At 63.3% G+C, this 18,773-nt stretch carries 19 protein-coding genes, 1 tRNA gene and 1 pseudogene; 11 read left to right on the forward strand and 10 right to left on the reverse strand.

Annotated elements, in window-relative coordinates; translation table 11 throughout:
• From KBY95_RS14640 to KBY95_RS14650, 3 genes and pseudogenes are all read left to right on the forward strand, one after another.
• Positions 1–123, forward strand: a pseudogene (locus tag KBY95_RS14640) (photosystem II q(b) protein); the annotation flags it as partial.
• A 121-nt stretch (positions 124–244) separates the two neighbouring features.
• A complete protein-coding gene (locus KBY95_RS14645; RefSeq protein ID WP_254965929.1) occupies positions 245–1,192 on the forward strand; it encodes an HAD family phosphatase in 948 nt (315 codons plus the stop codon).
• Positions 1,193–1,301: 109 nt separating this feature from the next.
• The gene (locus KBY95_RS14650; RefSeq protein ID WP_254965938.1) at positions 1,302–1,940 is read left to right on the forward strand and encodes a pentapeptide repeat-containing protein; all 639 of its coding nucleotides are present in this window, start codon (positions 1,302–1,304) and stop codon (positions 1,938–1,940) included.
• A gap of 12 nt (positions 1,941–1,952) precedes the next feature.
• Here the strand turns inward: KBY95_RS14650 and KBY95_RS14655 are convergent, their stop codons facing one another.
• Positions 1,953–2,291 (reverse strand): PilZ domain-containing protein, encoded by a 339-nt coding sequence (locus KBY95_RS14655; RefSeq protein WP_254965940.1) that lies wholly within the window; start codon positions 2,289–2,291, stop codon positions 1,953–1,955.
• A gap of 319 nt (positions 2,292–2,610) precedes the next feature.
• Here KBY95_RS14655 and KBY95_RS14660 point away from each other — a divergent pair, with 319 nt between their 5' ends.
• Positions 2,611–2,778 carry a hypothetical protein gene (locus KBY95_RS14660; RefSeq protein WP_254965942.1) on the forward strand — a complete coding sequence of 56 codons (168 nt, stop codon included), beginning with the start codon at positions 2,611–2,613 and terminating at the stop codon, positions 2,776–2,778.
• A 38-nt stretch (positions 2,779–2,816) separates the two neighbouring features.
• Here the strand turns inward: KBY95_RS14660 and KBY95_RS14665 are convergent, their stop codons facing one another.
• The 5 genes from KBY95_RS14665 to KBY95_RS14685 all read right to left on the reverse strand — a co-directional run bounded on the left by KBY95_RS14665 (position 2,817) and on the right by KBY95_RS14685 (position 6,818).
• Positions 2,817–3,284 (reverse strand): hypothetical protein, encoded by a 468-nt coding sequence (locus tag KBY95_RS14665; RefSeq protein WP_254965945.1) that lies wholly within the window; start codon positions 3,282–3,284, stop codon positions 2,817–2,819.
• Between the two features lie 109 nt (positions 3,285–3,393).
• Positions 3,394–4,023 carry a DUF3598 family protein gene (locus tag KBY95_RS14670; protein ID WP_254965946.1) on the reverse strand — a complete coding sequence of 210 codons (630 nt, stop codon included), beginning with the start codon at positions 4,021–4,023 and terminating at the stop codon, positions 3,394–3,396.
• Between the two features lie 123 nt (positions 4,024–4,146).
• A complete protein-coding gene (locus tag KBY95_RS14675) occupies positions 4,147–4,308 on the reverse strand; it encodes a hypothetical protein (protein ID WP_254965948.1) in 162 nt (53 codons plus the stop codon).
• A gap of 213 nt (positions 4,309–4,521) precedes the next feature.
• A complete protein-coding gene (arsJ, locus tag KBY95_RS14680) occupies positions 4,522–5,793 on the reverse strand; it encodes an organoarsenical effux MFS transporter ArsJ (protein WP_254965955.1) in 1,272 nt (423 codons plus the stop codon).
• Positions 5,793–6,818: an ArsJ-associated glyceraldehyde-3-phosphate dehydrogenase gene (locus tag KBY95_RS14685; RefSeq protein WP_254965956.1), complete on the reverse strand. Its 1,026-nt coding sequence runs from the start codon at positions 6,816–6,818 to the stop codon at positions 5,793–5,795. The genes arsJ and KBY95_RS14685 overlap by 1 nt, the downstream gene beginning before the upstream one ends.
• Before the next feature lie 68 nt (positions 6,819–6,886).
• Between KBY95_RS14685 and KBY95_RS14690 the strand changes: the two genes are divergently transcribed.
• The 3 genes from KBY95_RS14690 to KBY95_RS14700 are packed head-to-tail and all read left to right on the forward strand — an operon-like array spanning position 6,887 to position 8,730.
• Positions 6,887–7,225: a helix-turn-helix transcriptional regulator gene (locus tag KBY95_RS14690; protein ID WP_254965959.1), complete on the forward strand. Its 339-nt coding sequence runs from the start codon at positions 6,887–6,889 to the stop codon at positions 7,223–7,225.
• Positions 7,226–7,247: 22 nt separating this feature from the next.
• Positions 7,248–8,267, forward strand: a complete 1,020-nt coding sequence (arsB, locus tag KBY95_RS14695; protein ID WP_254965962.1) for an ACR3 family arsenite efflux transporter — start codon at positions 7,248–7,250, stop codon at positions 8,265–8,267.
• A 58-nt stretch (positions 8,268–8,325) separates the two neighbouring features.
• Positions 8,326–8,730: a YccF domain-containing protein gene (locus KBY95_RS14700; RefSeq protein ID WP_254965964.1), complete on the forward strand. Its 405-nt coding sequence runs from the start codon at positions 8,326–8,328 to the stop codon at positions 8,728–8,730.
• A gap of 139 nt (positions 8,731–8,869) precedes the next feature.
• On the opposite strand, the gene KBY95_RS14705 is transcribed toward KBY95_RS14700, so the two are convergent.
• Both KBY95_RS14705 and KBY95_RS14710 read right to left on the reverse strand, forming a co-directional pair.
• A complete protein-coding gene (locus KBY95_RS14705) occupies positions 8,870–9,634 on the reverse strand; it encodes an HpsJ family protein (protein ID WP_254965966.1) in 765 nt (254 codons plus the stop codon).
• Between the two features lie 143 nt (positions 9,635–9,777).
• Positions 9,778–10,524 carry a THxN family PEP-CTERM protein gene (locus KBY95_RS14710; protein ID WP_254965968.1) on the reverse strand — a complete coding sequence of 249 codons (747 nt, stop codon included), beginning with the start codon at positions 10,522–10,524 and terminating at the stop codon, positions 9,778–9,780.
• 1,595 nt (positions 10,525–12,119) lie between these two features.
• On the opposite strand from KBY95_RS14710, the gene KBY95_RS14715 reads away from it, so the two are divergent.
• From KBY95_RS14715 to KBY95_RS14725, 3 genes are all read left to right on the forward strand, one after another.
• A complete protein-coding gene (locus KBY95_RS14715; protein ID WP_254965970.1) occupies positions 12,120–14,213 on the forward strand; it encodes a cation:dicarboxylate symporter family transporter in 2,094 nt (697 codons plus the stop codon).
• Positions 14,214–14,521: 308 nt separating this feature from the next.
• Entirely contained in the window at positions 14,522–15,589 is a 1,068-nt protein-coding gene (locus KBY95_RS14720; RefSeq protein WP_254965971.1) for an inverse autotransporter beta domain-containing protein, read from the forward strand.
• 75 nt (positions 15,590–15,664) lie between these two features.
• Positions 15,665–17,032 carry a right-handed parallel beta-helix repeat-containing protein gene (locus KBY95_RS14725; RefSeq protein WP_254965973.1) on the forward strand — a complete coding sequence of 456 codons (1,368 nt, stop codon included), beginning with the start codon at positions 15,665–15,667 and terminating at the stop codon, positions 17,030–17,032.
• Between the two features lie 374 nt (positions 17,033–17,406).
• On the opposite strand, the gene KBY95_RS14730 is transcribed toward KBY95_RS14725, so the two are convergent.
• A tRNA-Arg gene (locus KBY95_RS14730) sits at positions 17,407–17,480 on the reverse strand.
• A gap of 83 nt (positions 17,481–17,563) precedes the next feature.
• Here KBY95_RS14730 and KBY95_RS14735 point away from each other — a divergent pair.
• On the forward strand, positions 17,564–18,520 hold the full coding sequence (locus KBY95_RS14735; protein WP_254965974.1) for a hypothetical protein: 957 nt from the start codon (positions 17,564–17,566) through the stop codon (positions 18,518–18,520).
• Positions 18,521–18,524: 4 nt separating this feature from the next.
• On the opposite strand, the gene KBY95_RS14740 is transcribed toward KBY95_RS14735, so the two are convergent.
• The gene (locus KBY95_RS14740; protein WP_254965976.1) at positions 18,525–18,764 is read right to left on the reverse strand and encodes a hypothetical protein; all 240 of its coding nucleotides are present in this window, start codon (positions 18,762–18,764) and stop codon (positions 18,525–18,527) included.
• Between the last annotated feature and the right edge of the window lie 9 nt (positions 18,765–18,773).

Consider the following 18,773-nt stretch of genomic DNA (forward strand, 5'->3'; position numbering starts at 1 on the left):
GTGCTCAACCGTGCCGGCCTCGGCATGGAAGTGATGCACGAGCGCAATGCGCACAACTTCCCGCTCGACCTGGCGGCCGCCAGCGCCACTCCTGTGGCCCTGACCGCCCCGGCCATCGGCTGATCCGATCCTGCTCTCCACGAGCCCATGACCCCCTGCTTCGGCAGGGGGTTTTTTGATGGTTGTCCGCCGCATCCATCACGTGCTGCCTCTGCAGAATCGAGCCATGCACACCTTGCCTGCCATGACTGCTGACGCTGGCCATGACCCCTTGCCCTCCTGGCGGGAGGGCGCACTCAAGACCAACCTGCTCGACTTCGTCGAGAGCGTCAGTGGCCCAGGCAGCCCCGACTTCGTGGCGCCGCAGGAGCGGATCGCCGTGTTCGACAACGACGGCACGCTCTGGTCCGAGCAGCCGATGTATGTGCAGATGGCCTTTGCCCTGGATCGGGCCCGCCAGTTGGTGGCGGAGCGCAGCGATCTGGCCCGTGATCCGCTGGTGGCCGCGGCGGCGGCCGAAGACATGGACACCCTGATGGGCCAGGGCATGCGGGGCCTGCTGGAGTTGGTGGCTCACACCCATGCCGGGATGACCACTGCGGCGTTCGCGGACCTGGCCCGCGACTGGTTGCGCGACGCCCGCCATCCGCAACGGGGTGTGCCCTACACCTGGCTTGTGTACCAGCCGATGCTGGAGCTGCTGGCTTACCTGCGGGCCAGGGAGTTCAGCAACTGGATCGTGACCGGCGGTGGTGTCGAATTCGTGCGGCTTTTCGCCGAAGAGATCTACGGCATTCCCCCGGATCAGGTGATCGGCTCGACCTTGCGGTTGCGCTACGCCGACGAGAACGACCAGCCCACCCTGTGGCGCGAGCCCGTGGTCGACTTCATCAACGATGGCGACGGCAAACCGGTGGGCGTGCAGCGGGCCATCGGTCGCCGCCCGATCGCGGCTTTTGGCAATTCCGATGGCGACCTGGCACTGCTTCGCTGGACCACCTCCGGTCCGGGGCGGCGGCTGGGGTTGCTGTTGCACCACGATGATGCCGAGCGGGAGGTGGCCTATGACAGGAACTCCCGCTTCGGCCGGCTGGATCGGGGGCTGGAGCTGGCAGCGCAGAATGGCTGGAGCCTGGTCAGCCTTCGCCGTGACTGGAGCCAGGTGTTTCCCGCTTCCCCTGCCAAGCCGTGACCCTTCGATGATCAGGCGTCCCCCCCCTTCCACCTGGTACGAGCGCCAGCGGCAGCGGCGCGCCTCGCCCTTCTTTCGTCTGCTGGAGAGCTCCTTCGGGTTCCGGGTTGTGATCGCAGCCGCCCTCTCCTTTGGCTTGCTCGCCGCTGTCAACCGTTTCGAGAACTGCCACGATCCCTCGTCGGGGCCCGACTGCCTGACCACCGACTTTCTGGACATCATCAGCATCGGCAATGTCGAGTCGTTCAGTATTGTCACGGCCGCAATTGTTTACCTGCTCGAAGCCTCCAAAAGGAAAGAGCGGGAGCACCATGAAATGTTCGAACTCCTGCTCGCCCAGCGCGAGGCAAGAACGTCCAACAGCCTTGGCCGGCTGAGGGCTCTGGAAAATCTCTCTGCCGCCGGACTCTGGCAGGACGATTTCGATCTGCAGGGGGCCAATCTTGAGGGTCTAAGAATCCCATTCAGCCGTTGGCGGGGGGCAAACTTCACCAACACGCTGCTGTGCCAAGCCGATCTCCATGGCGCTGATCTGGCCAGGGCTGATTTCAGCCATGCCGATCTCACCGGCGCCGATCTCAGTGGTGCCGATCTTCGGGCCGCCAGCTTCGTGGGCGCCAAGCTGAGCCTGGCGGATCTCCGAGGAGCCAATATCGATGGGGCCAATTTCCGGGAGGCTGAACTGAACCAGACACGCTGTGACGGCAGACTTCCGAGCCAAAACGGTGCAGACGTCGCCAACGGTTAGAAGGCTTCAGCCTCAGGCGATAAGTCTGGTCAGGGCGTCCTGGGACAGAGTGGAATTGACGAAAGAAAGGCCCACGTAGGTGTTGAATCCGGTGTTCCTCACCCAGCACACCTTGCAGGGGAGGGTGATCTTGGCAGCGGAGTCGTATTCCAGGACGAGGATGACGACGTTGTCGTCCTCGTTGATGTCAAGACTCCCCTGACGCACCACGCAGGCCCCCTTCTCACTGACGTTACGGAGGTTGACGAACACCGATTGCTTCGAGGCCAACCTGAGGCTGACGGAGACGCCGACGGGGACAAGGAGCCGTGGGCTGCGGCGTTGCTCCTCTGGGTGCAGGTCTTGGGACATGAATGGCGCTACAGCCATCGCACTGGAGCGATCTGGCGGGGAATCGCATCATGGTAGGTCTGCTTTTTCGCTTGGACATCCCCCGCTTTCTGTCATTTTTTGCTCCCTGCGGGTGGAGCAGCCCAAGGATCGGCTATGGTTGTTACATCCGGCAGAAGCCGGCGGACCTGGTGTTCGCCTTCGCCGGAGCCAGCACCGAGCCGCCCCGCGCTTCCTGGGGACGGTCCACCAGGTCCAGCAATGACTGCCGTGTGCGATTCCCCGCGTGGGAACGGCAGCCTCCCGGTGCGAGATCCATATCCCCTTGTTTTCATTTTCCATGAACACCCTTTCCAGGCGTCCGTCGCCCTCGACACGTCCCAGTTCGTCCCCCGCCGTCGCCGGCAGGGGCACTGCCTATCCCAGTTGCCTGCTGGTGGCCAGGCCACCGCGCCACGACCCTGGCCAGCACCCCCTCACCTGGGAGGACCTGCTCGGCCGTCGCTGACGCACCCTCTCTCGGCTGGCCCTCACTTGTTGGGGTTCTCAATCGTCGTCGTCCCAGCGGCGGCGCTTCTCCAGCCCGTAGGCGCGCCCGGCGGGTGTCACCAGCACCCATGTGTCGCGCTTGGCCTGGGCGGCCCGCAGACGCGGCGCGTAAACATGGCGGTACCAGTCGTCTCGGACGAACTGAACGGGCACATGGCAGGCCTGATAGAGACCGCAGTAGCGACCCCAGTCACGAATCTGGTTCGGGGGCACCCGCAGGTACACCGGTTGGCTGGAGGCCTGAGTCCAGCGGTTTCGTCCCTGGGACGGCGGCCGGACGATCACCGGCCGGTAGCCATACACCGGCGGCGGGCCCTGATTGCCGAGGTTGATCTGTCCGAGGTAGCCGGGTTGGCCCAGCTGCAGGCTCAGGGAGGTCTGGGCCTGGACCGGTGCGTAGACGATGCCAGCGCCACAGCCCACCACCAGGGCGGCATGGAGCAGTCGGGAGGATCGGCTGATCATGGTGGAAGTTCCGTTGCCCCATCAGACAAACGCCTCCGGATGACTCACCGCTGACCGGGGTGGAGGGGATCTGTGACCGGACGTGACCAGTTGGCGCGCAGTAGGCGCGTCACCCGTCCGCAGGAAGGGGCTCCAGCAGGCCGTAGGGGGAGTAGTGGCGTTCGATCCGACAGCGGACATCGGCGTCGACCTGCCAGGTGAGCGATACCTGCACGGGCCCCGGCGGGGTGGGGGGATGAACGATCACCACCTCAACGTTGTCGTCCAGGCACCAGCGGGTGGCTGCTGCGCTGCCCGCTTCAGTGGTCTGCAGGCTGGCGACCAACGGGGTGGCGGGGCCTGCTTCGGTGACGCCGGGCCGCCATTCCCTGGCGTAGGTGAGGTTCTCCAGGGCGTCGACACCATGGCGCAGCACGATCCGGCGGCGGCGGTCGCCGTGGGCGACGCACAACTCGGCGATCCAGGGCCAGGGACCGGTCCGATCGATGCCAAGGCTCCAGTGACCGGCGGCGCTGATCTGCATGGCCGCCGGCGGCTCATGGAAACGCATCGGTACGGTGCGCCCGGAGTTGAGGTAGGTGAGGGCGGCTTCGATGCTGCCGTCCTGGTCGGTGACGAGCAGGCGGGTGGGGAACCGTTCGATCTCGCGGCCATCGGGACCCAGGCGAACGAACAGGCCCTCCCAGCAGCCGCCATTCACCTCGAGCAACCTCTGGCGGGGTGGGGCACTCAACGGCATGGCAGGCCAGGTAAGGCCCTCCAGCATGGCGACAACGTTCGTGCCCCCGAGGCTGATCAGGTGATGACCAGGGGTTGGGCTGAATCTGCTCAGGGCCGTGGACGAGGAGACAAGCGTCAACCTTCAGACCAAATAGGCCACGATGAGGATTAGTAGCACCACCCCAAGGATCTCCGTTCCGGAAATCGTGTACAAAGGATGGCTGGCTTCGGCGAGCGTGAACAGCCGGTAGCGCCGCTTGATCGTGCGTTTCCTCAACTTCTGAGCTGATTGTGGCTTTGGCATGGCAGAGCTCTTCGCTCATCGGCCAACGGCAGCCACGAACGACGGCAGAATCAGCCGGTTCGCGTCGGCATCGGCTGGTGAGCAACCAGGAAAATCAGCAAAATCTAATCACCCTCTCATCCTCTGGGTGTTTTCGTTCACAGCACGTTTAATTCCGACCGCCAGGCGTGTTGACGCGGGGCCATCGCAGCGGTGATCGGCCCAACGACGTGCTCACCCCCCCAAGGAGGGCACCAGGGTTTGGGGTTGCTGCCTTGGCGGCGCCGGTAGGCGGGTGCTCACCAGCCAGGCCAGTCCCACCAGCAGGGCCGAGGCCCAGAGGCAGGCCTGGATCCCGCCCACCAGGAACAGGGCGCCCGAAAGCAGGGTGCCCACCAGGCGGCCGGCGGCGTTGGCCATGTAGTAGAAGCCCACGTTGAGGCTCACCGCATCGGCATCGGTGTAGGCCAGCACCATGTAGCTGTGGATCGAGGAATTCATGGCGAACACCACCCCGAACACGGCCAGACCCACCACCACCGTGAGCGCGGGGTTGCCCACCTCGCGCCAGAGGGTGATCGCCATCAGGGCGGGGATGGCCGTGAGCAGGGCGGCCCAGAACTGCACGGCGCTGGGCCCCGGCGGCCGCGTCTGACCCCAGGCCTGGCGCAGGCTCGGCGCCGACCCCTGCACGATGCCGTAGCCGATCACCCACAGGCCCATGAAGCCGCCCACCTCCCAGAAGCGCCAGCCCAGGCTGGATTGCAGGAACACGGGCAGGGCCACCACGAACCAGACGTCGCGGGCGCCGAACAGGAAAAAGCGGGCCAGGGAGAGCACGTTGATGCCCTCGCTCTTGGAGAACAGCGCCTTGAAGGCCGGCTTGGTCTTCATCCTGCCGATGTCCTGTGGCAACAGCAGCGTCACCAGAAAAGCCAGCGCCAGCCAGGCCGCCATCACGATCACGGCTTTGTTGAACCCCACCGTGTAGAGCAGCAGGCCCCCCACGAAGAAGCCCAGGCCCTTGAGGCCATTCTTGGCGCCGGTAAGGATGGCCACCCAGCGGAACAGCTGCTGCTCCCCCTTGGCCTGATCCTCCGGAGTTTCCGGCACCACCACCCGGATGGCGCTCTTGGCGCTCATCTTCTCCAGGTCCTTGGCGATGCCGCTGATCGCCTGGGCCCCCATCACCCACCCCACCGACAACGCCTTGGGCCAGGTGTCGGCCACCGGCACCAGCAGGAGCAGGGCGGCGATCTGCAGCAAGGTGCCGATCCAGAGGGTGAGCTTCAGGCCGAAGCGAGCCCCCAGCCAGCCGCCGTAGAGGTTGGTGAGAATCCCGAAGAACTCATAGAAGATGAACAGGAAGGCGATCTCCAGCGTGGTGTAACCCAGCTGCAGGAAGTGGAACACCACGAGCATGCGCAGTGCCCCATCGGTCACCGTGAACGCCCAGTTGTTGGCCGTGATGATCGCGTACTGCTGCAGGGGGGACAGCGTGCGCATCACGTCGCCTCCAGGCTGGCCACATGGCAGGCCAGATCAGCCATCCGGCAGCTGTAGCCCCATTCGTTGTCGTACCAGGCGAACACCTTCAGCTGGGTGCCGCCCGTCACCATCGTGGAGAGGGCATCCACGATCGAACTGCGGCTGTCGTTGAGGTAGTCGACCGACACCAGGGGCCGCTCCTCATAGCCGAGGATGCCCAGCAGGGGGCCTGCCGCCGCCGCGGCGAAGGCCCCATTCACCTCCTCCACGGTGACGGGGCGCTCCAGCTCGAACACCGCGTCGGTGATGGAGGCATTGAGCAGGGGCACGCGCACGGCGTGGCCGTTGAGCTTGCCCTGCAGCTCCGGGAAGATCAGGCCGATGGCCTTGGCTGAGCCGGTGGTGGTGGGAATCAGGCTCTGCATGCAGGACCGGGCCCGGCGCAGATCGCTCTTGAAACTGTCGATCACCACCTGGGTGTTGGTGATGTTGTGCAGGGTGGTGATCGAGCCATGGCGGATGCCGAAGCTCTCCTGCACCACCTTCACCACCGGCGCCAGGCAGTTGGTGGTGCAGGAGGCGGCGGTGAGGATCCGGTGGCGTTCGGGCACGTAGGTGCCGTGGTTGATGCCGAAGACGATGTTGGGCACGGCGACGCCGTCCAGTTCCCCTTTCACGGGACAGGCCACGATCACCCGCCGCACACCGGCCTGCTGCAGGTAGGGGGCGAGGGTCTCGGGGGTCTTGAACTTGCCGCTGCACTCGAGCACCAGCTCCACCCCGGCTGCCTGCCAGGGCACCTCGGCCGGATGGCTGAACGTCGACCAACCCACCCGGCGTTCCTCGACCGCGAAGCCATCGCCATCGGCCAGCACCGGCCGGCTCCACCGACCATGCACCGAGTCGAACTCCAGCAGGTGGGCGGCGGTGGCGGCGTCACCGGCACTGTCGTTGACGTGCACCAGCTCGATGCCGGGCCGCCCCCAGAGGGCGCGGAAGACCAGGCGGCCGATGCGTCCGAAACCGTTGATGCCGATCTTCAAAGCGCCTGCCGCAACATGGACCTATCGTCACATCAGCTGCTGTTGATGGATTTATGGCCGGGTTAAGGATGGCCCCTGCTCCTTCGGCTCTCTGCGAGCCGGCTCCCCTGCAGCCCGAGCAGGCGCGACTGCTGCTGCGGGCCCTGGCTGATCCGATTCGGCTGCAGGTGATCGAGGCCCTGGGCGATGGCGAGCGCTGCGTCTGCGACCTCACCAGCGAGCTGGGCCTGGCCCAGTCGAAGCTGTCGTTCCACCTCAAGGTGCTCAAGGAGACGGGCCTGCTGGCCGACCGTCAGAGCGGCCGCTGGGTGTACTACCGCCTGCAGCCCGCCGCCCTGGAGCGCCTGCGGGCCTGGCTCGCCACCCTGGCGGCCAGCTGCACCGCCCCGGCCTCACCCTGCTCCTGATCCCCCCACCAAGTGAGTCCCGATGGGAATCTTCGAGCGCTTTCTGAGCCTGTGGGTCGCCTTGGCGATCGTGGCCGGTGTGGCCCTTGGCGCCTTGGTGCCCCAGCTTTCCGAGGCTGTGGCGGCGTTTGAATTCGCCCGCATCAATCTGCTGATCGCCCTGTTGGTGTGGGGAATGATCTTCCCGATGATGCTGGCGGTGGATTTCGGTTCCATCGCCGGCCTGCGGCGCCAGCCCAGGGGATTGGTGGTGACGGTGGTCGTGAACTGGCTGATCAAGCCGCTGACGATGACGGCCATCGCCTGGCTGTTCATCCGCGGCCTGTTCGGCGCCTGGATTCCGGCAGCCGTGGGTGATCAGTACATCGCCGGCATGATCCTTCTGGGGGTGGCGCCCTGCACCGCCATGGTGTTCGTGTGGAGCCGGCTCAGCAACGGTGATCCCAACTACACCCTGGCCCAGGTGGCGATCAACGACCTGATCATGGTGTTCGCCTTCGCGCCGATCGCCGCGCTGCTGCTGGGGGTGAGCAATGTGCTCGTGCCCTGGGACACCCTGGTGACGGCGGTGGGACTGTTTGTGGTGGTGCCCCTGGCGGCCGGTTGGCTCACCAGGGTGCTGCTGCGTTCCCCCACCCGGATCGAACGCCTGGAGCAGCGGCTCAAGCCGGTGGCGATCGTGAGCCTGATCGTCACGGTGCTGCTGCTGTTCATGGTGCAGGCCCAGGCCATCCTCTCCAACCCGCTGGCGATCGTCCTGATCGCCATCCCCCTGACCCTGCAGACCTACCTGATCTTCTGGATCACGGCCCTGTGGATGCGCTTCTGGCACCAGCCCCACGCCATCGCCGCCCCCGGCGCCATGATCGGCGCCTCCAATTTCTTTGAGCTGGCCGTGGCCGTGGCCATCAGCCTGTTCGGCCTCCACTCCGGAGCGGCCCTGGCCACCGTGGTTGGAGTGCTGGTGGAGGTTCCGGTGATGCTGTCTCTGGTGGCGATCGCCAACCGCAACCGGCGCCTGTTTCCGGCAGCCGTGTCCTGAACGAACGGGCAGGGGGGCTCACTGCCGCCATGCTGGAAACAGCACCGGACCTCCCCCCATGCTGCGTTTCCTGCTCAACGTCCTCTGGTTTGTGCTCGGGGGGTTGGTGATGGGCCTGGGCTGGTGGCTGGCCGGCCTGGTGGCGGCGATCACGATCGTGGGGATTCCCTGGGCCCGGGCCTGTTTCGTGATCGGCAACTTTTCCTTCTGGCCGTTCGGCTATGAGGCTGTCAGCCGCCGGGAGCTGACCGGCCGCATGGACTTCGGCACCGGTCCGCTGGGGCTGATCGGCAATGTGATCTGGTTCCTGCTGGCCGGCTGGTGGCTGGCCATCGGCCATCTCAGCGCGGCGGTGGCCTGTTTCGTGACGATCATCGGCATCCCCTTCGGCCTCCAGCACATCAAGCTCGCCCTGATCGCCCTGGCCCCGATCGGGATGCAGGTGGTGCCGGTGCGGCGCTGAGTCGGGGCGATCAGGCGGGCGAGCTCCAGCCAGTAGCAGACGGCAGTCTCAGCTGGCTTCAAGGCAGGAGATCAAGCGCCCCAGGCTGATGAGACTGGCTTTTGTGGACAGGTTTAATCGATATCCGCTGAAGCGTTGTTCACTCTGCGAGCGTCTCGAAATAGTCCTGATCGACGCCGCGATTACCCCCACCCGACACTTGAGTCCGAGGCAGGACCCCGGCGAGGAAGGCGAAGCCGATCGCATAGGCCAGGGCGGAGATGGCGATACGGATGGTTTCCTTGAGCGGCAGAGTCGGTTTCATGGCAGCTTGGGCCTCAACCTGCTGCATCATCCGGGTGGAAGCCAGCTCGGCCCGTGCGCGCAGCATGTTGCGCAGTTCGTTGATGGGCATGCGGAATTCAGATGGCGAGAGGCCGGCGTTCCGGCCGATCAGCTTCTTCAGCTTGGCCTGTAGCTCAGCGTGGGTGGTGGCGGAATTGATGGCCTGGCGCAGTTCAAAAAGCTGCTTACTGGTTTGGGTGGTCTGCTGCTCTTGGGCGACGGTGGCAGTTCTCTGGAACTTCCAGGCGGCATAGCCCTGCAGGGGAATCAGCAACAGAAAACCGAGGGCGGCAGGCAGGGCCCAGCGGCGGAAGGCGTCCCAGCGGGCCCTTAGCCGATGGTTGGTGGGATCGAAGCCGAGGGCCAGGGGCAGCAGCAGAGTGCCCATCAACGCCAGGGAGGCGTTCGTGATGATCGTTGCGATGAGGGCCAGCTGCCACGAGGGATTAAGGAGCCTTGGTGGCAGCGCAACCGTGGCTACGGCGGCGAGGAAAACCACCAGCAGCACAGGCGACAGGGTGGCCAGAAGACGGGAGAGGTAAGGGCTGGCGGCGAGCGAGGAATCAGGGCTGACAGTCATGATCGGTGAAGGCAGGAAATGCAGGCACGCCGGGGATCAAGGGTAAAAAAAGGCCCCTATGTCAATAAGGCATAGGGGCTTGTTGGGAAGAAAAGTGCTAGGTATCTCTCAAGCCACTGCAGGTGACTGAGTTGCTGCGCGCATCAGTTGCCTTGAATACGTTTCCTGAGCTTGCGGCTGTATCCGAAAGCTGCAGCAATACCGAGAACGGGCAGGGGTCCGGGGACGGCATCCCCAGGGCCTGTCACGGGGTTGTCCCCGGGGTCCGTAAGTCTCCCCCAGAGTTCGGCGGTGGTGGTCCCACCTTCTTGGGAAATCAAGGAATTCGTTGGATTCTTGTTGGAATCGAGGAAGAAGGAAGCCAGTGTTAGTTGTCGACCCTCAAAGGTGAACGTTTGGGCGGGAATAGTGCTGATGCTTATCTTGTCAGCGCAAGGGTTGCCGGGAGTGCTCGGGTAAGCGCAGGGTGTGGAATTGGGAGTTTCATCAATGCTGGTGGTATATATAAAATCAATACTTAGAGGGTTTGTGTTTTCAAATAATGTATCAATAGTTAATTGCGCAGAAGTCAGAGCCGTGCCAGCGCTAATAGGATTATTGAAATGCTGGAGTGTGCCAATCAGGAAGTCTGTTGTCCCTGGAAGGATTGTCAAATTTGGATTATAGTCTTCTCCCGTGAACCCCAAGCCACTCTTGGAGTTGACATTAGTAGGGGAACCCCAACGGATCTGGTTTTGGCCAGCAACTGTTTGATACTCGACAGTGTTAATTGCGGTAGTTGGGCCAACAGGGTTGCTCCAGGACCCAGTCGTTTTGTCAAGAACGACCTGAGCTTGCACTGGAGCTGGGGCAAGCCCAACGGCGAGGGCTGACCCGGCGGACACCGCCATGCAGGCGAGGACGCCAAAAGGGCTGGATGCCTTGCTCAGAGGAGATCTGAACCCGTTAAAAACTTTAGTCATGAGTTTTTTCTTGTCCGGCGCTCACCGTACAGCAACCAAAGCCTCACTTGAACTAAAGAAGCCCTAAAGAAGCATTAAAGTCCATCCATGCATCCGCAATGGGCCTGAAGCCTGCGCTGTATTGCTGGTCCAACTCTGAGACCGTCCGGGTGACTGCCGGGCCGCGACGGCCGATCAGGCGCCCTGCGGTTGTGTTTTACAGCATGGCCATGGTGGGCGCGTCCATCAACGGCTGGCCCGGTTCCCGGTAGCGCCCCCCCAAGACTCACCCCTTGTGGGGATGTCGCGATCCACGGAAGGCGGCGGATCGGTGGAGTTGCCCATCCCGAGGTGCCCTGTTCTCGATCAGGAGGTGCTGGTGGCCAGCCAAAGTAGCAAGGTCTGCCTGACGGGCGACTGGTTTCTTGATCCCACCGGAGCGAACTGCAGCCCGGTACTCACTCGCCGCTGCCAGGGTTGGACCGACCACATGACCGGCAGGTGCTGCGCTTTTGCCCACACCGTTGGGAGCGTACCAATGAAAGGCAGCTGATCACCACCGGCGAGTGGCGTCCCGATCCGGAGATCCCGTTGCTGAAACCACGCTGAGAGCCGAGCCGAGCCGAGGCCCAGACACTCTGGGCCGACAAGCGCAAGACGTGCAGGGCGCCCTGCTTCTGCAGTGTTGAACGGGCCGTCTTTGCCGTTGGGGCCCTCAGCGCCGCTTTCGGCTTGCCGTACTGAGAAGCAAGGCAAGCGGACCCATGAATGAATCGAAGCCCACGACCAGGCCAGCGTGAGCCGGGACCCTGCAGCCGGCTCGAGCCCTTGGCTTCTCGAAGCCGTAGAGCTCCCGACACCACGGGGCGCCATTCTCATTGGCAGCGAGGTAGGCGGTGACCACCCCCAGAGAAGGCAGGACCAGCACGGCTGTGCATACCTCCAGCCATCGGTGACATTTTCAGCAACTCCTTCAGGTGTGGCCATTTCAGGCTCTGCTCCATTCAGGGCCTCAGCATCACACCCATGTCGCGCACACCATTCAGGCCCGGCGTCGCTCCGCCATCAACGAGTGAACCGCTCCCCATCAGGGCGGCCAGAAGTCGATCAAGCGCCGAGACAACGGCACAAAAACCAAGCAAATTGGATCAGATGACCGGAACCGGCATCCACGGGCTCTCGATCTTCAAGGGGGCATTGGTCATGTCCAGTAGCGGCTGGATAATGGTGTCAGAGATTGAGCAGGACCTGGGTCTCGAGCACTGAAGACTCGCGCGGGCTCCAGGCATCCAGCTCCATGAGGACGCCAATCCGTAAGGGGGCGACGGTGCTGGCGCGATGGCCCGGTTTCGCAGGGCTGCATTCATCCTGCTGCGGCTGGCTGAGCCGCACCTCATCCGTGCGCGCCAAAGATAGATTCAACGGCTACCCCGCAAGGACAGAGAGGAGAATGGCAGTGATTGCATTCCCTGGCCTTGATACCGTCCGCTCCAGCCTTCTTGGGTCGTCTCTGGCCCAGGCAAATCGGCAACCAATGCCTGTTGATGATGGCCGCAGGCATCCTGTTTGGTCTGCTTGCGCCGGCCCAGACCCCCTGGCTGCAACCGCTGGCGACAGTCTTTTTGCAGGCCTCACAGATCGTGGTGATGCCATTTCTGATCTGCGAGCTGATCGTCGGGTTTGGGCGGCTGCGCGAAGGATCGCTCAGCGAGCTGGCGAGCAGGGGCGGGGTGGTGCTCCTGGGGCTCTGGCTGGCCGCCTCGCTGCTGGTGGTGGGGTTGCCCCTGTTTCTGCCGCCCCTGGTGACCTCCGAGTTCTTCCACGCCGGTCTGTTTGAAACCAGCGAGACCGCTGATCTGCTCACCACCTATCTGCCCGACAACATTTTTGGAGCCCTAGCGGCTGACAACTTTCCCGCGGTGGTGTTATTCAGTTGCCTGCTTGGAATCCTGTTGCAGGGGGTTGATCGCCGCGATGATCTGCTCAACCCCCTGGCGGTGATGCGCACGGTGTTCGGCAAGCTTAATAAGCTTGTGGTCCGTCTGATCCCCTTCGGTATCTTTGCACTCATCGCACTCAATATATCCAGGTTAGATTTGCAGCAGCTGATCCGGATTCAGGGTTTCTTTCTCATCAGCCTGATCTCGTTCTTGGTATTGAGTTTCGGCTGTGCCATGGCGGTATTGGCCTTGACGCCCTTGAGCCCCTTGGTCCTCTGGCGGATCGTGCGGGGCCCCTTGGTCCTTACCGCCAGCAGTGCCAACCTGCTGATCTCGCTGCCGATGCTGGTGAACAACCTGCAGGAGCAGTTACCCGCCCAGCTGAATCCGCCTGCCCGGTCGAATCTGGCCGCTGAAATGCGTGATGAGCTGGCACCGTTGGTTTCGCTTGGCTTTGCCCTGCCCAACCTGGGCCAGGTCGCGAGCTTGATCTTCATTCCTTTCTCCGCCTGGTATGTGGACCGGGCCCTGGAGCCCGCCACCACCGCCCGCATGTTGCTGAGCGCGATTCCAGCTTCGGTCTCGGGGCTCAAGGCGGTGATCCGGCAGGAATTGCTCCATCTCGGCCTGCCGATAGACCTGCTGCAGCTGGTGTACATCAATGGTGAATGGCTTTATCGGATCGAGAAGGTGCTCTCACTCGAGGGCCTGGTGGTACTGGCGGTGCTCGTTTATGCCCGGGGCGTAGGGGCTTGGAGACCGCGGCCGCTGCTGGTGCTGGCCAGTTTCAGTGCGGCCTTGGCCCTGGCCTTTGGCCTGGGCTTGGGCAGCCGGCTCAGCCTGGCGGCGGCCCTGCAGAATTCGTACCGAAATGACGACCGCCTGCTGGCTCTCACCACGGCGCGTAGCGGCGGTCAGCCCCAGGAGCTGCAGGGAGTACAGCCAGCCCAACGCGTCAGCTTGGAGGCGATCCGGGCCCGCGGTCTTTTGCGGGTGGGCTTGCGCCAGGACGGCCTGCCCTGGGCCTTTCGCAACCAGGACGGCACGATTGTGGGCTTTGACGTGGACCTGCTCAAAAGCCTGGCCTCCAACCTGGGCGTGCGACTACAGGTGCAGGTGGCACCGATGGCCCAACTGGAGCAATGGCTCGCGGATGAAAGGATTGATCTCGTAGCCGGTGGCATTCAGACCAGCCCACGCCACGCGATTCGCCACGAGCTCAGCCTCGGTAACCTACCGGTGCACTTGGCCCTGGTTGTGGCTGACGCAAAGGTCAAGGAACTGCAGCGCGGATTGGCAAACCCCCAGGAGCACACAGTGACCCTGGCCGTGCGTGATGCCGCCATGATCAGCCCCGGTCTGCAGGCCCAAATCGCAAAGTATCTCGGTGACGGTCATCAGCGCGCCAAGGTGGAGTTGATCCCAATCGAATCAAAGCAAGAATTCTTTTCAGCAGCAGGCCAAAAGAAGTTTGATGGTCTGCTCACGACGGCTGAGTCGGGAGCAGCCTGGGCGGTGTTGTATCCCCGCACATCATTGATGACTCCCTTTAGCGATGATCTGAGCAGCGAATTGGTGCTCTTGATCGGTGGTCAGGATGCCACCCTTCGCCGCTACCTTAACGGCTGGCTCTCCCGCGAAAGGGCCCAAGGCCGCATCGACGAGCTCTTCAACTATTGGATCTTGCTCAAGGATTGAAAGCCGAAGATCAACGCCAATAGGCCTTGATCGGCCCAGCGACAGCGGTGGCACAGCTCACGCCCCTGTGGTGTGCCTTGCCTATACCATCCGCGCGCTGGAAGGGCTGTGCAAGCAGGTTACAAATCAGAACCGGGCCAAGAGACAGCCTGGGCAACAACCGTCGTGTTGATTCCAACGTTATAGGAATCGTTAATGACCTTGGTAATGAGCTGGGATCGACTATATCTAAACTATGTTTGTTGATCATCATGCCACCACTACAGGCTAAGACCCACCGGTCACGAGCCATAAGGGCTTCCGCTTTGATGAGCGGCGTGGTACTGGCTGTGCTGGCGGCCAGTGGCGAGGGCTTGGCAAAGCCGATGACGCCCATCCCGCGGGTGGAAGCCACCGGAGGTCTGGTGTTCCAGAGCCAGGGCGGTGGCACCCCCAACACCGTCACGGCCTACCTCTTTGCGCCCCTGAGCCAGGGGGAGCGAGGCCAAGTGTTGTTTTTGGATGTGGCGGCAAACATGAACCTTGGCGGAGCGCTTGGGCCAGGTTCCGATGTTTCCGCTGGCTTCAGCACGCGCCTTGGCTATCGCTGGCTCAGTGGTGATCAACGCTGGATGTATGGTTTCAGCGCCGGTGTGGACACACGCCAGGCATTTAACGACTATGCCTTTCAGGCGGGCGTTGGAGCCGAGGCCCTTAGCCGCAACGTGGAATTGCGGTTCAACGGCTACATCCCCTTCTCCAACCAAGCCGATCAGTACCAGACCGGTTACAGCAATGCTTCGTTGCGCAACAACCAGTTGATCATCGATGGCTGGAATCGCTATGTGGTGTCGCTGGGTGGAGTGAATCTTGAGGCCGGCATCCCGGTGGCCCGCTGGAAGAAAGACAGCCTCTGGCTCTACGCCTCCTATTACTACCTTAACGGCAACTATGTGAATGCCAGTTCAGGGGTCCGCGGGCGCGGTGAACTGCGCATCGGCAATCAACTGGCCCTAGGCGCCACGATTTCCTACGACTCGATCTTCAAGACCCAGGCCACGGGGTATCTGCGCTATGGCGCCAAACCATTGGCGGGTAGCGCGACTGACGCGGTGGATGCTGCCGAGCGCAACTTCTTGGCCTTGCGCGGGTTGCCGATGCAACGGGAGACATCCCTGCGCCTGGTTTCGGCACAGCAGGACTTGCCCGATAGCGTGGCCACCAATCCCGGCAATTTCGACGCGAGCTGGGTCGTGCGCTGCTCCGGCACTACCACCAACACCGGCACGGCTCAAGTGAGCTGCGTCAATCCAAGTCTCGATGCGCTGCTGGCGGCCGCCGGGCCCGGAGATGTGCTGTTGGTGGGCGGTGGCGCCAGTTCCGACCTAGGCGGATGAACTCTGCGCCTCGCAGCGGGAACCAGCCTCACCGGCAGCGGCCATGCGCCCACCCTGACCACGCAATTCGGCCCTGTGAATCTTAATCCGGTGTTCGGTGCGAGGGTGGGGGCGCAGGCCTCCGTCGGTAACGGCATCATCAACATTGGCAGCAATACCACCATTGCAGGTTTGAGCTTCACCAACAGCTCAATTACTAATTACAGCACCAGCAATGTGCTGATCGCCGACAACACCTTTACAGGCTCCTACACCGACAGGCCGACAGACCTGGCAACGGCCCAGGCCTTTGGCGCCATCAACGTGTCAGCCAATGCGCTGCCAGCCATTCAACTGGACGGTGTTGACAACCTCGTGATCTCCAACAATACCTTCCTCTATCCACAGGTTCAGACCTACCAATCACAGCTGGGAACGCTTGGTGGCGTCGGTATGGCTCCAGTCTGCAATCAGAACGGAGCCAACACCAGTGGCCTTTGTCTCAGCGGTAACGCCATCCGGCTCAACAACAGCACGAATGCCGTCATCTCAGGAAATACGGTGATCGGTGCTCTCGATGAAGCCTTCCGAATCAACAATCCCTCAGGCACCTTGCTGATTGACAGAAATACCATCTCCAACATGCGGATGGGCCCTGATAGCAACATCGGCACGGCCATCATCATTGGCCAGAATCGGGGCACCAGCACTGTGACCATCAGCAACAACTCGATCAGTAACAACAGCCCTGGTGTTTATCCGATTGTCGCATCCCCCAATCAGAATGGTGTCGCCGTAGCCTCAGCCAGAGACCTGAAGCTCAATAACATTGACCCGATTGAGATTGGCCTTTGCCGCGGAAGTGCCAACTACCCACGTGCTCAAGACCTGTATGCCGATCCGAACTTTTCGGGCAATTGCAGTGGACCCACCACGATGAATGTCTCTGTCATCGGCAATACCATCGGCTTGCCTTCCATCTCCGGCGGCATCAAGCAAGACGCCGACGGAATCGACTTCAACATTGGTAGCAACAGTATCCTGCGTGCCAATGTCTCCGGAAACACTATTTTGACCCTCGGCGGCAGCAGGGGTGGAGACAATGGCATTACCTTCGACATCCGCGGCAAAGCCGATGCCAGGGTCACCATCGCCGACAACAAGATTAATGATGTTAGTGACGAGGCTATCGACCTCGGCTTCACTAACACGGTCAGCAACAATCAGCCTGGATTTGCTGAATTCACCCTGTCGGGCAACGGCTTCAGTGGCAGCACAGACGGCCTGCTCAATATCGACCTGATCAACAACCCCGGCATCCCAGTCTCCAGCTTCTTCGTCACGGGCCAAGGCAACAACGCCAGCCAGGTGGGGGCTGTCAAGCCTCGCTCCTTCAGCTTCAACACCGGCAGCTTCCCCAAGCTTTATCTCAATGGCTCGCTTTTCCTCCAACCTTCGCCATGAGCCAGCCTCCTCTGCGCTGGATGGCCTTTTTGGAAGGCGCCACTGTTAAACGTTGGCTGTTCCACCGTGGGAGCCGAGGTTGTTCGCTCGCCTCGCTGGCCGCCCAGATGTATCACCCGCGGCAACGTCGTTTCAATCGCAGGCGGCCGCAGCAGCTTGATTGCCGCCTCGGCTGGACGGCTCAGGCTCTGCAGGAACTCCGTCACCAGCGCCGTGACCACGACCCACTGCCAGCTACCCCCGTGTCCTATTGGCGGCAGCACCCAGCTAGGGCCGCTGCAACCGATGCCGGATCTGGCGGAGTGGATGCTGACCGCCTCGGCTGAGCCTGTCCGGATGGACTCAGACCCCAGACCCGCACCCGTTTCCACCAACGCCCCCTGATGGATTCGAACCATCGACCGGCTGCTTAGAAGGCAGCTGCTCTATCCAGCTGAGCTAAGGGAGCACGGAGCGCATTGTGACAGCGTTCGGTGGTCAGGCCACTCCGGTAGCCAGCCGTACAGTGGGCGACCGCGCTTGAACCGTTCCATGGCCGCCACCCGGCTCAGCGACAGCCAGAAAACCGAGCTGGTTGGGCGCTTCCGGGAGGGTTCCAGCAGCCAGGAACTGGCGGAGACCTACGGCTGCAGCCCCAACACGGTCATCCGGGTGGTGCGCACGGAGCTGGGGGAAGAGGCCTACGAGCGTGTCAAGTCCGAGCGCTCCCGTCGCCGCAGCCGGCCGCCAATGGATGGGGCCGCCCCCCCGGAAGCCCTGCAGACGGCCCTGGCGATCAGCAGCACCGACGACTCCAGCCTCGAAGCCGCTCCGGAACCGGCAGCCCCAGCACCGCCAGCCCCAGCACCGCCAGCCCTGGTGTTCATCCCGGAGCCCACCGAGGCCTTCACTCCCGAGGAGCCCGAGCCTGAGCTTGAGCCCGCGCCCCCCCGCAAGGTGTTGCCCGATCCCCCCCGCCGGCTGAGCGTGGCGGCACCGGTGAGGGCCGAGGCGGTGGCGGAGGACGGCCCCGCGGTGCTCGCCATCGAGGATGCCGACGACTTCGGCGCCGATGACGACGATCTGCTGACCAGTGACGACGACGACAGCGATGACGGTGCCGACGGGGAGTTCAACCCGTTCCAGGTGATCCCTGTGGTCCGGCTCGACGACGGCGCAGCGGCCGGTGGTGAGGGCCAGCTCCAGCCCCTGGTGGCCGCCGCACTGCCCTCCAGCGCCTACATGCTGGTCGACAAGACGGTGGAGCTGCAGGCCCGGCCCCTGAGCGAGTTTCCCGAGCTGGGCCGGCTCCCCGACGCGGAGCTGGAGCGCCAGGCGCTGGTGGTGTTCCTCAACCCCCGCCAGGCCAAGCGCCAGTGCGGCCGCACCCAGCGGGTGATCAAGGTGCCCGACCTCAAGGTGTTCGAACTCACGGCCCCCTATCTGCTGGCCCAGGGCATCAGCCGGGTGGTGATCGAGGGTGCCCTCTACGCCCTGCCCGGCAGCTGAGGCCTCAGCCCTCGTCGACGGGGGTGTTTCCGGGCAGCAGCAGGGCCGCGGTGGCGCCGCCGCTGATCACCCCCAGCACCAGGGCCACCCCCACGATGAAGCCCGCGGGCAGCGGGGCGCTGCGGGCGAAGCCGAAGCGCAGCTGGGGCCGCTCCTCCAGGTTCTGGGCCCCGAGGCAGAGCAGGGTCAGCAGCAGGGTGCCGCCCAGCAGGCTGCCGCACAGGAGGCGCAGGCGCAGAAGCATCGGGGCGTC

Source organism: Cyanobium sp. Aljojuca 7A6 (genome assembly GCF_024346455.1).
Lineage (GTDB): Bacteria > Cyanobacteriota > Cyanobacteriia > PCC-6307 > Cyanobiaceae > Cyanobium.

What these genes read in the sequence shown, in the direction of transcription:
- KBY95_RS14735 (WP_254965974.1), top strand. Translation starts at nt 17,564, where the DNA reads ATGGCCGCCACCCGGCTCAGCGACAGCCAGAAAACCGAGCTGGTTGGG.
- KBY95_RS14660 (WP_254965942.1), top strand. Translation starts at nt 2,611, where the DNA reads ATGAACACCCTTTCCAGGCGTCCGTCGCCCTCGACACGTCCCAGTTCG.
- arsJ (WP_254965955.1), bottom strand. Translation starts at nt 5,793, where the DNA reads ATGCGCACGCTGTCCCCCCTGCAGCAGTACGCGATCATCACGGCCAAC.
- KBY95_RS14700 (WP_254965964.1), top strand. Translation starts at nt 8,326, where the DNA reads ATGCTGCGTTTCCTGCTCAACGTCCTCTGGTTTGTGCTCGGGGGGTTG.
- KBY95_RS14705 (WP_254965966.1), bottom strand. Translation starts at nt 9,634, where the DNA reads ATGACTGTCAGCCCTGATTCCTCGCTCGCCGCCAGCCCTTACCTCTCC.
- KBY95_RS14655 (WP_254965940.1), bottom strand. Translation starts at nt 2,291, where the DNA reads ATGTCCCAAGACCTGCACCCAGAGGAGCAACGCCGCAGCCCACGGCTC.
- KBY95_RS14645 (WP_254965929.1), top strand. Translation starts at nt 245, where the DNA reads ATGACTGCTGACGCTGGCCATGACCCCTTGCCCTCCTGGCGGGAGGGC.
- KBY95_RS14670 (WP_254965946.1), bottom strand. Translation starts at nt 4,023, where the DNA reads ATGCCGTTGAGTGCCCCACCCCGCCAGAGGTTGCTCGAGGTGAATGGC.
- KBY95_RS14720 (WP_254965971.1), top strand. Translation starts at nt 14,522, where the DNA reads ATGAGCGGCGTGGTACTGGCTGTGCTGGCGGCCAGTGGCGAGGGCTTG.
- arsB (WP_254965962.1), top strand. Translation starts at nt 7,248, where the DNA reads ATGGGAATCTTCGAGCGCTTTCTGAGCCTGTGGGTCGCCTTGGCGATC.
- KBY95_RS14665 (WP_254965945.1), bottom strand. Translation starts at nt 3,284, where the DNA reads ATGATCAGCCGATCCTCCCGACTGCTCCATGCCGCCCTGGTGGTGGGC.
- KBY95_RS14715 (WP_254965970.1), top strand. Translation starts at nt 12,120, where the DNA reads ATGATGGCCGCAGGCATCCTGTTTGGTCTGCTTGCGCCGGCCCAGACC.
- KBY95_RS14690 (WP_254965959.1), top strand. Translation starts at nt 6,887, where the DNA reads ATGGCCCCTGCTCCTTCGGCTCTCTGCGAGCCGGCTCCCCTGCAGCCC.
- KBY95_RS14710 (WP_254965968.1), bottom strand. Translation starts at nt 10,524, where the DNA reads ATGGCGGTGTCCGCCGGGTCAGCCCTCGCCGTTGGGCTTGCCCCAGCT.
- KBY95_RS14740 (WP_254965976.1), bottom strand. Translation starts at nt 18,764, where the DNA reads ATGCTTCTGCGCCTGCGCCTCCTGTGCGGCAGCCTGCTGGGCGGCACC.
- KBY95_RS14675 (WP_254965948.1), bottom strand. Translation starts at nt 4,308, where the DNA reads ATGCCAAAGCCACAATCAGCTCAGAAGTTGAGGAAACGCACGATCAAG.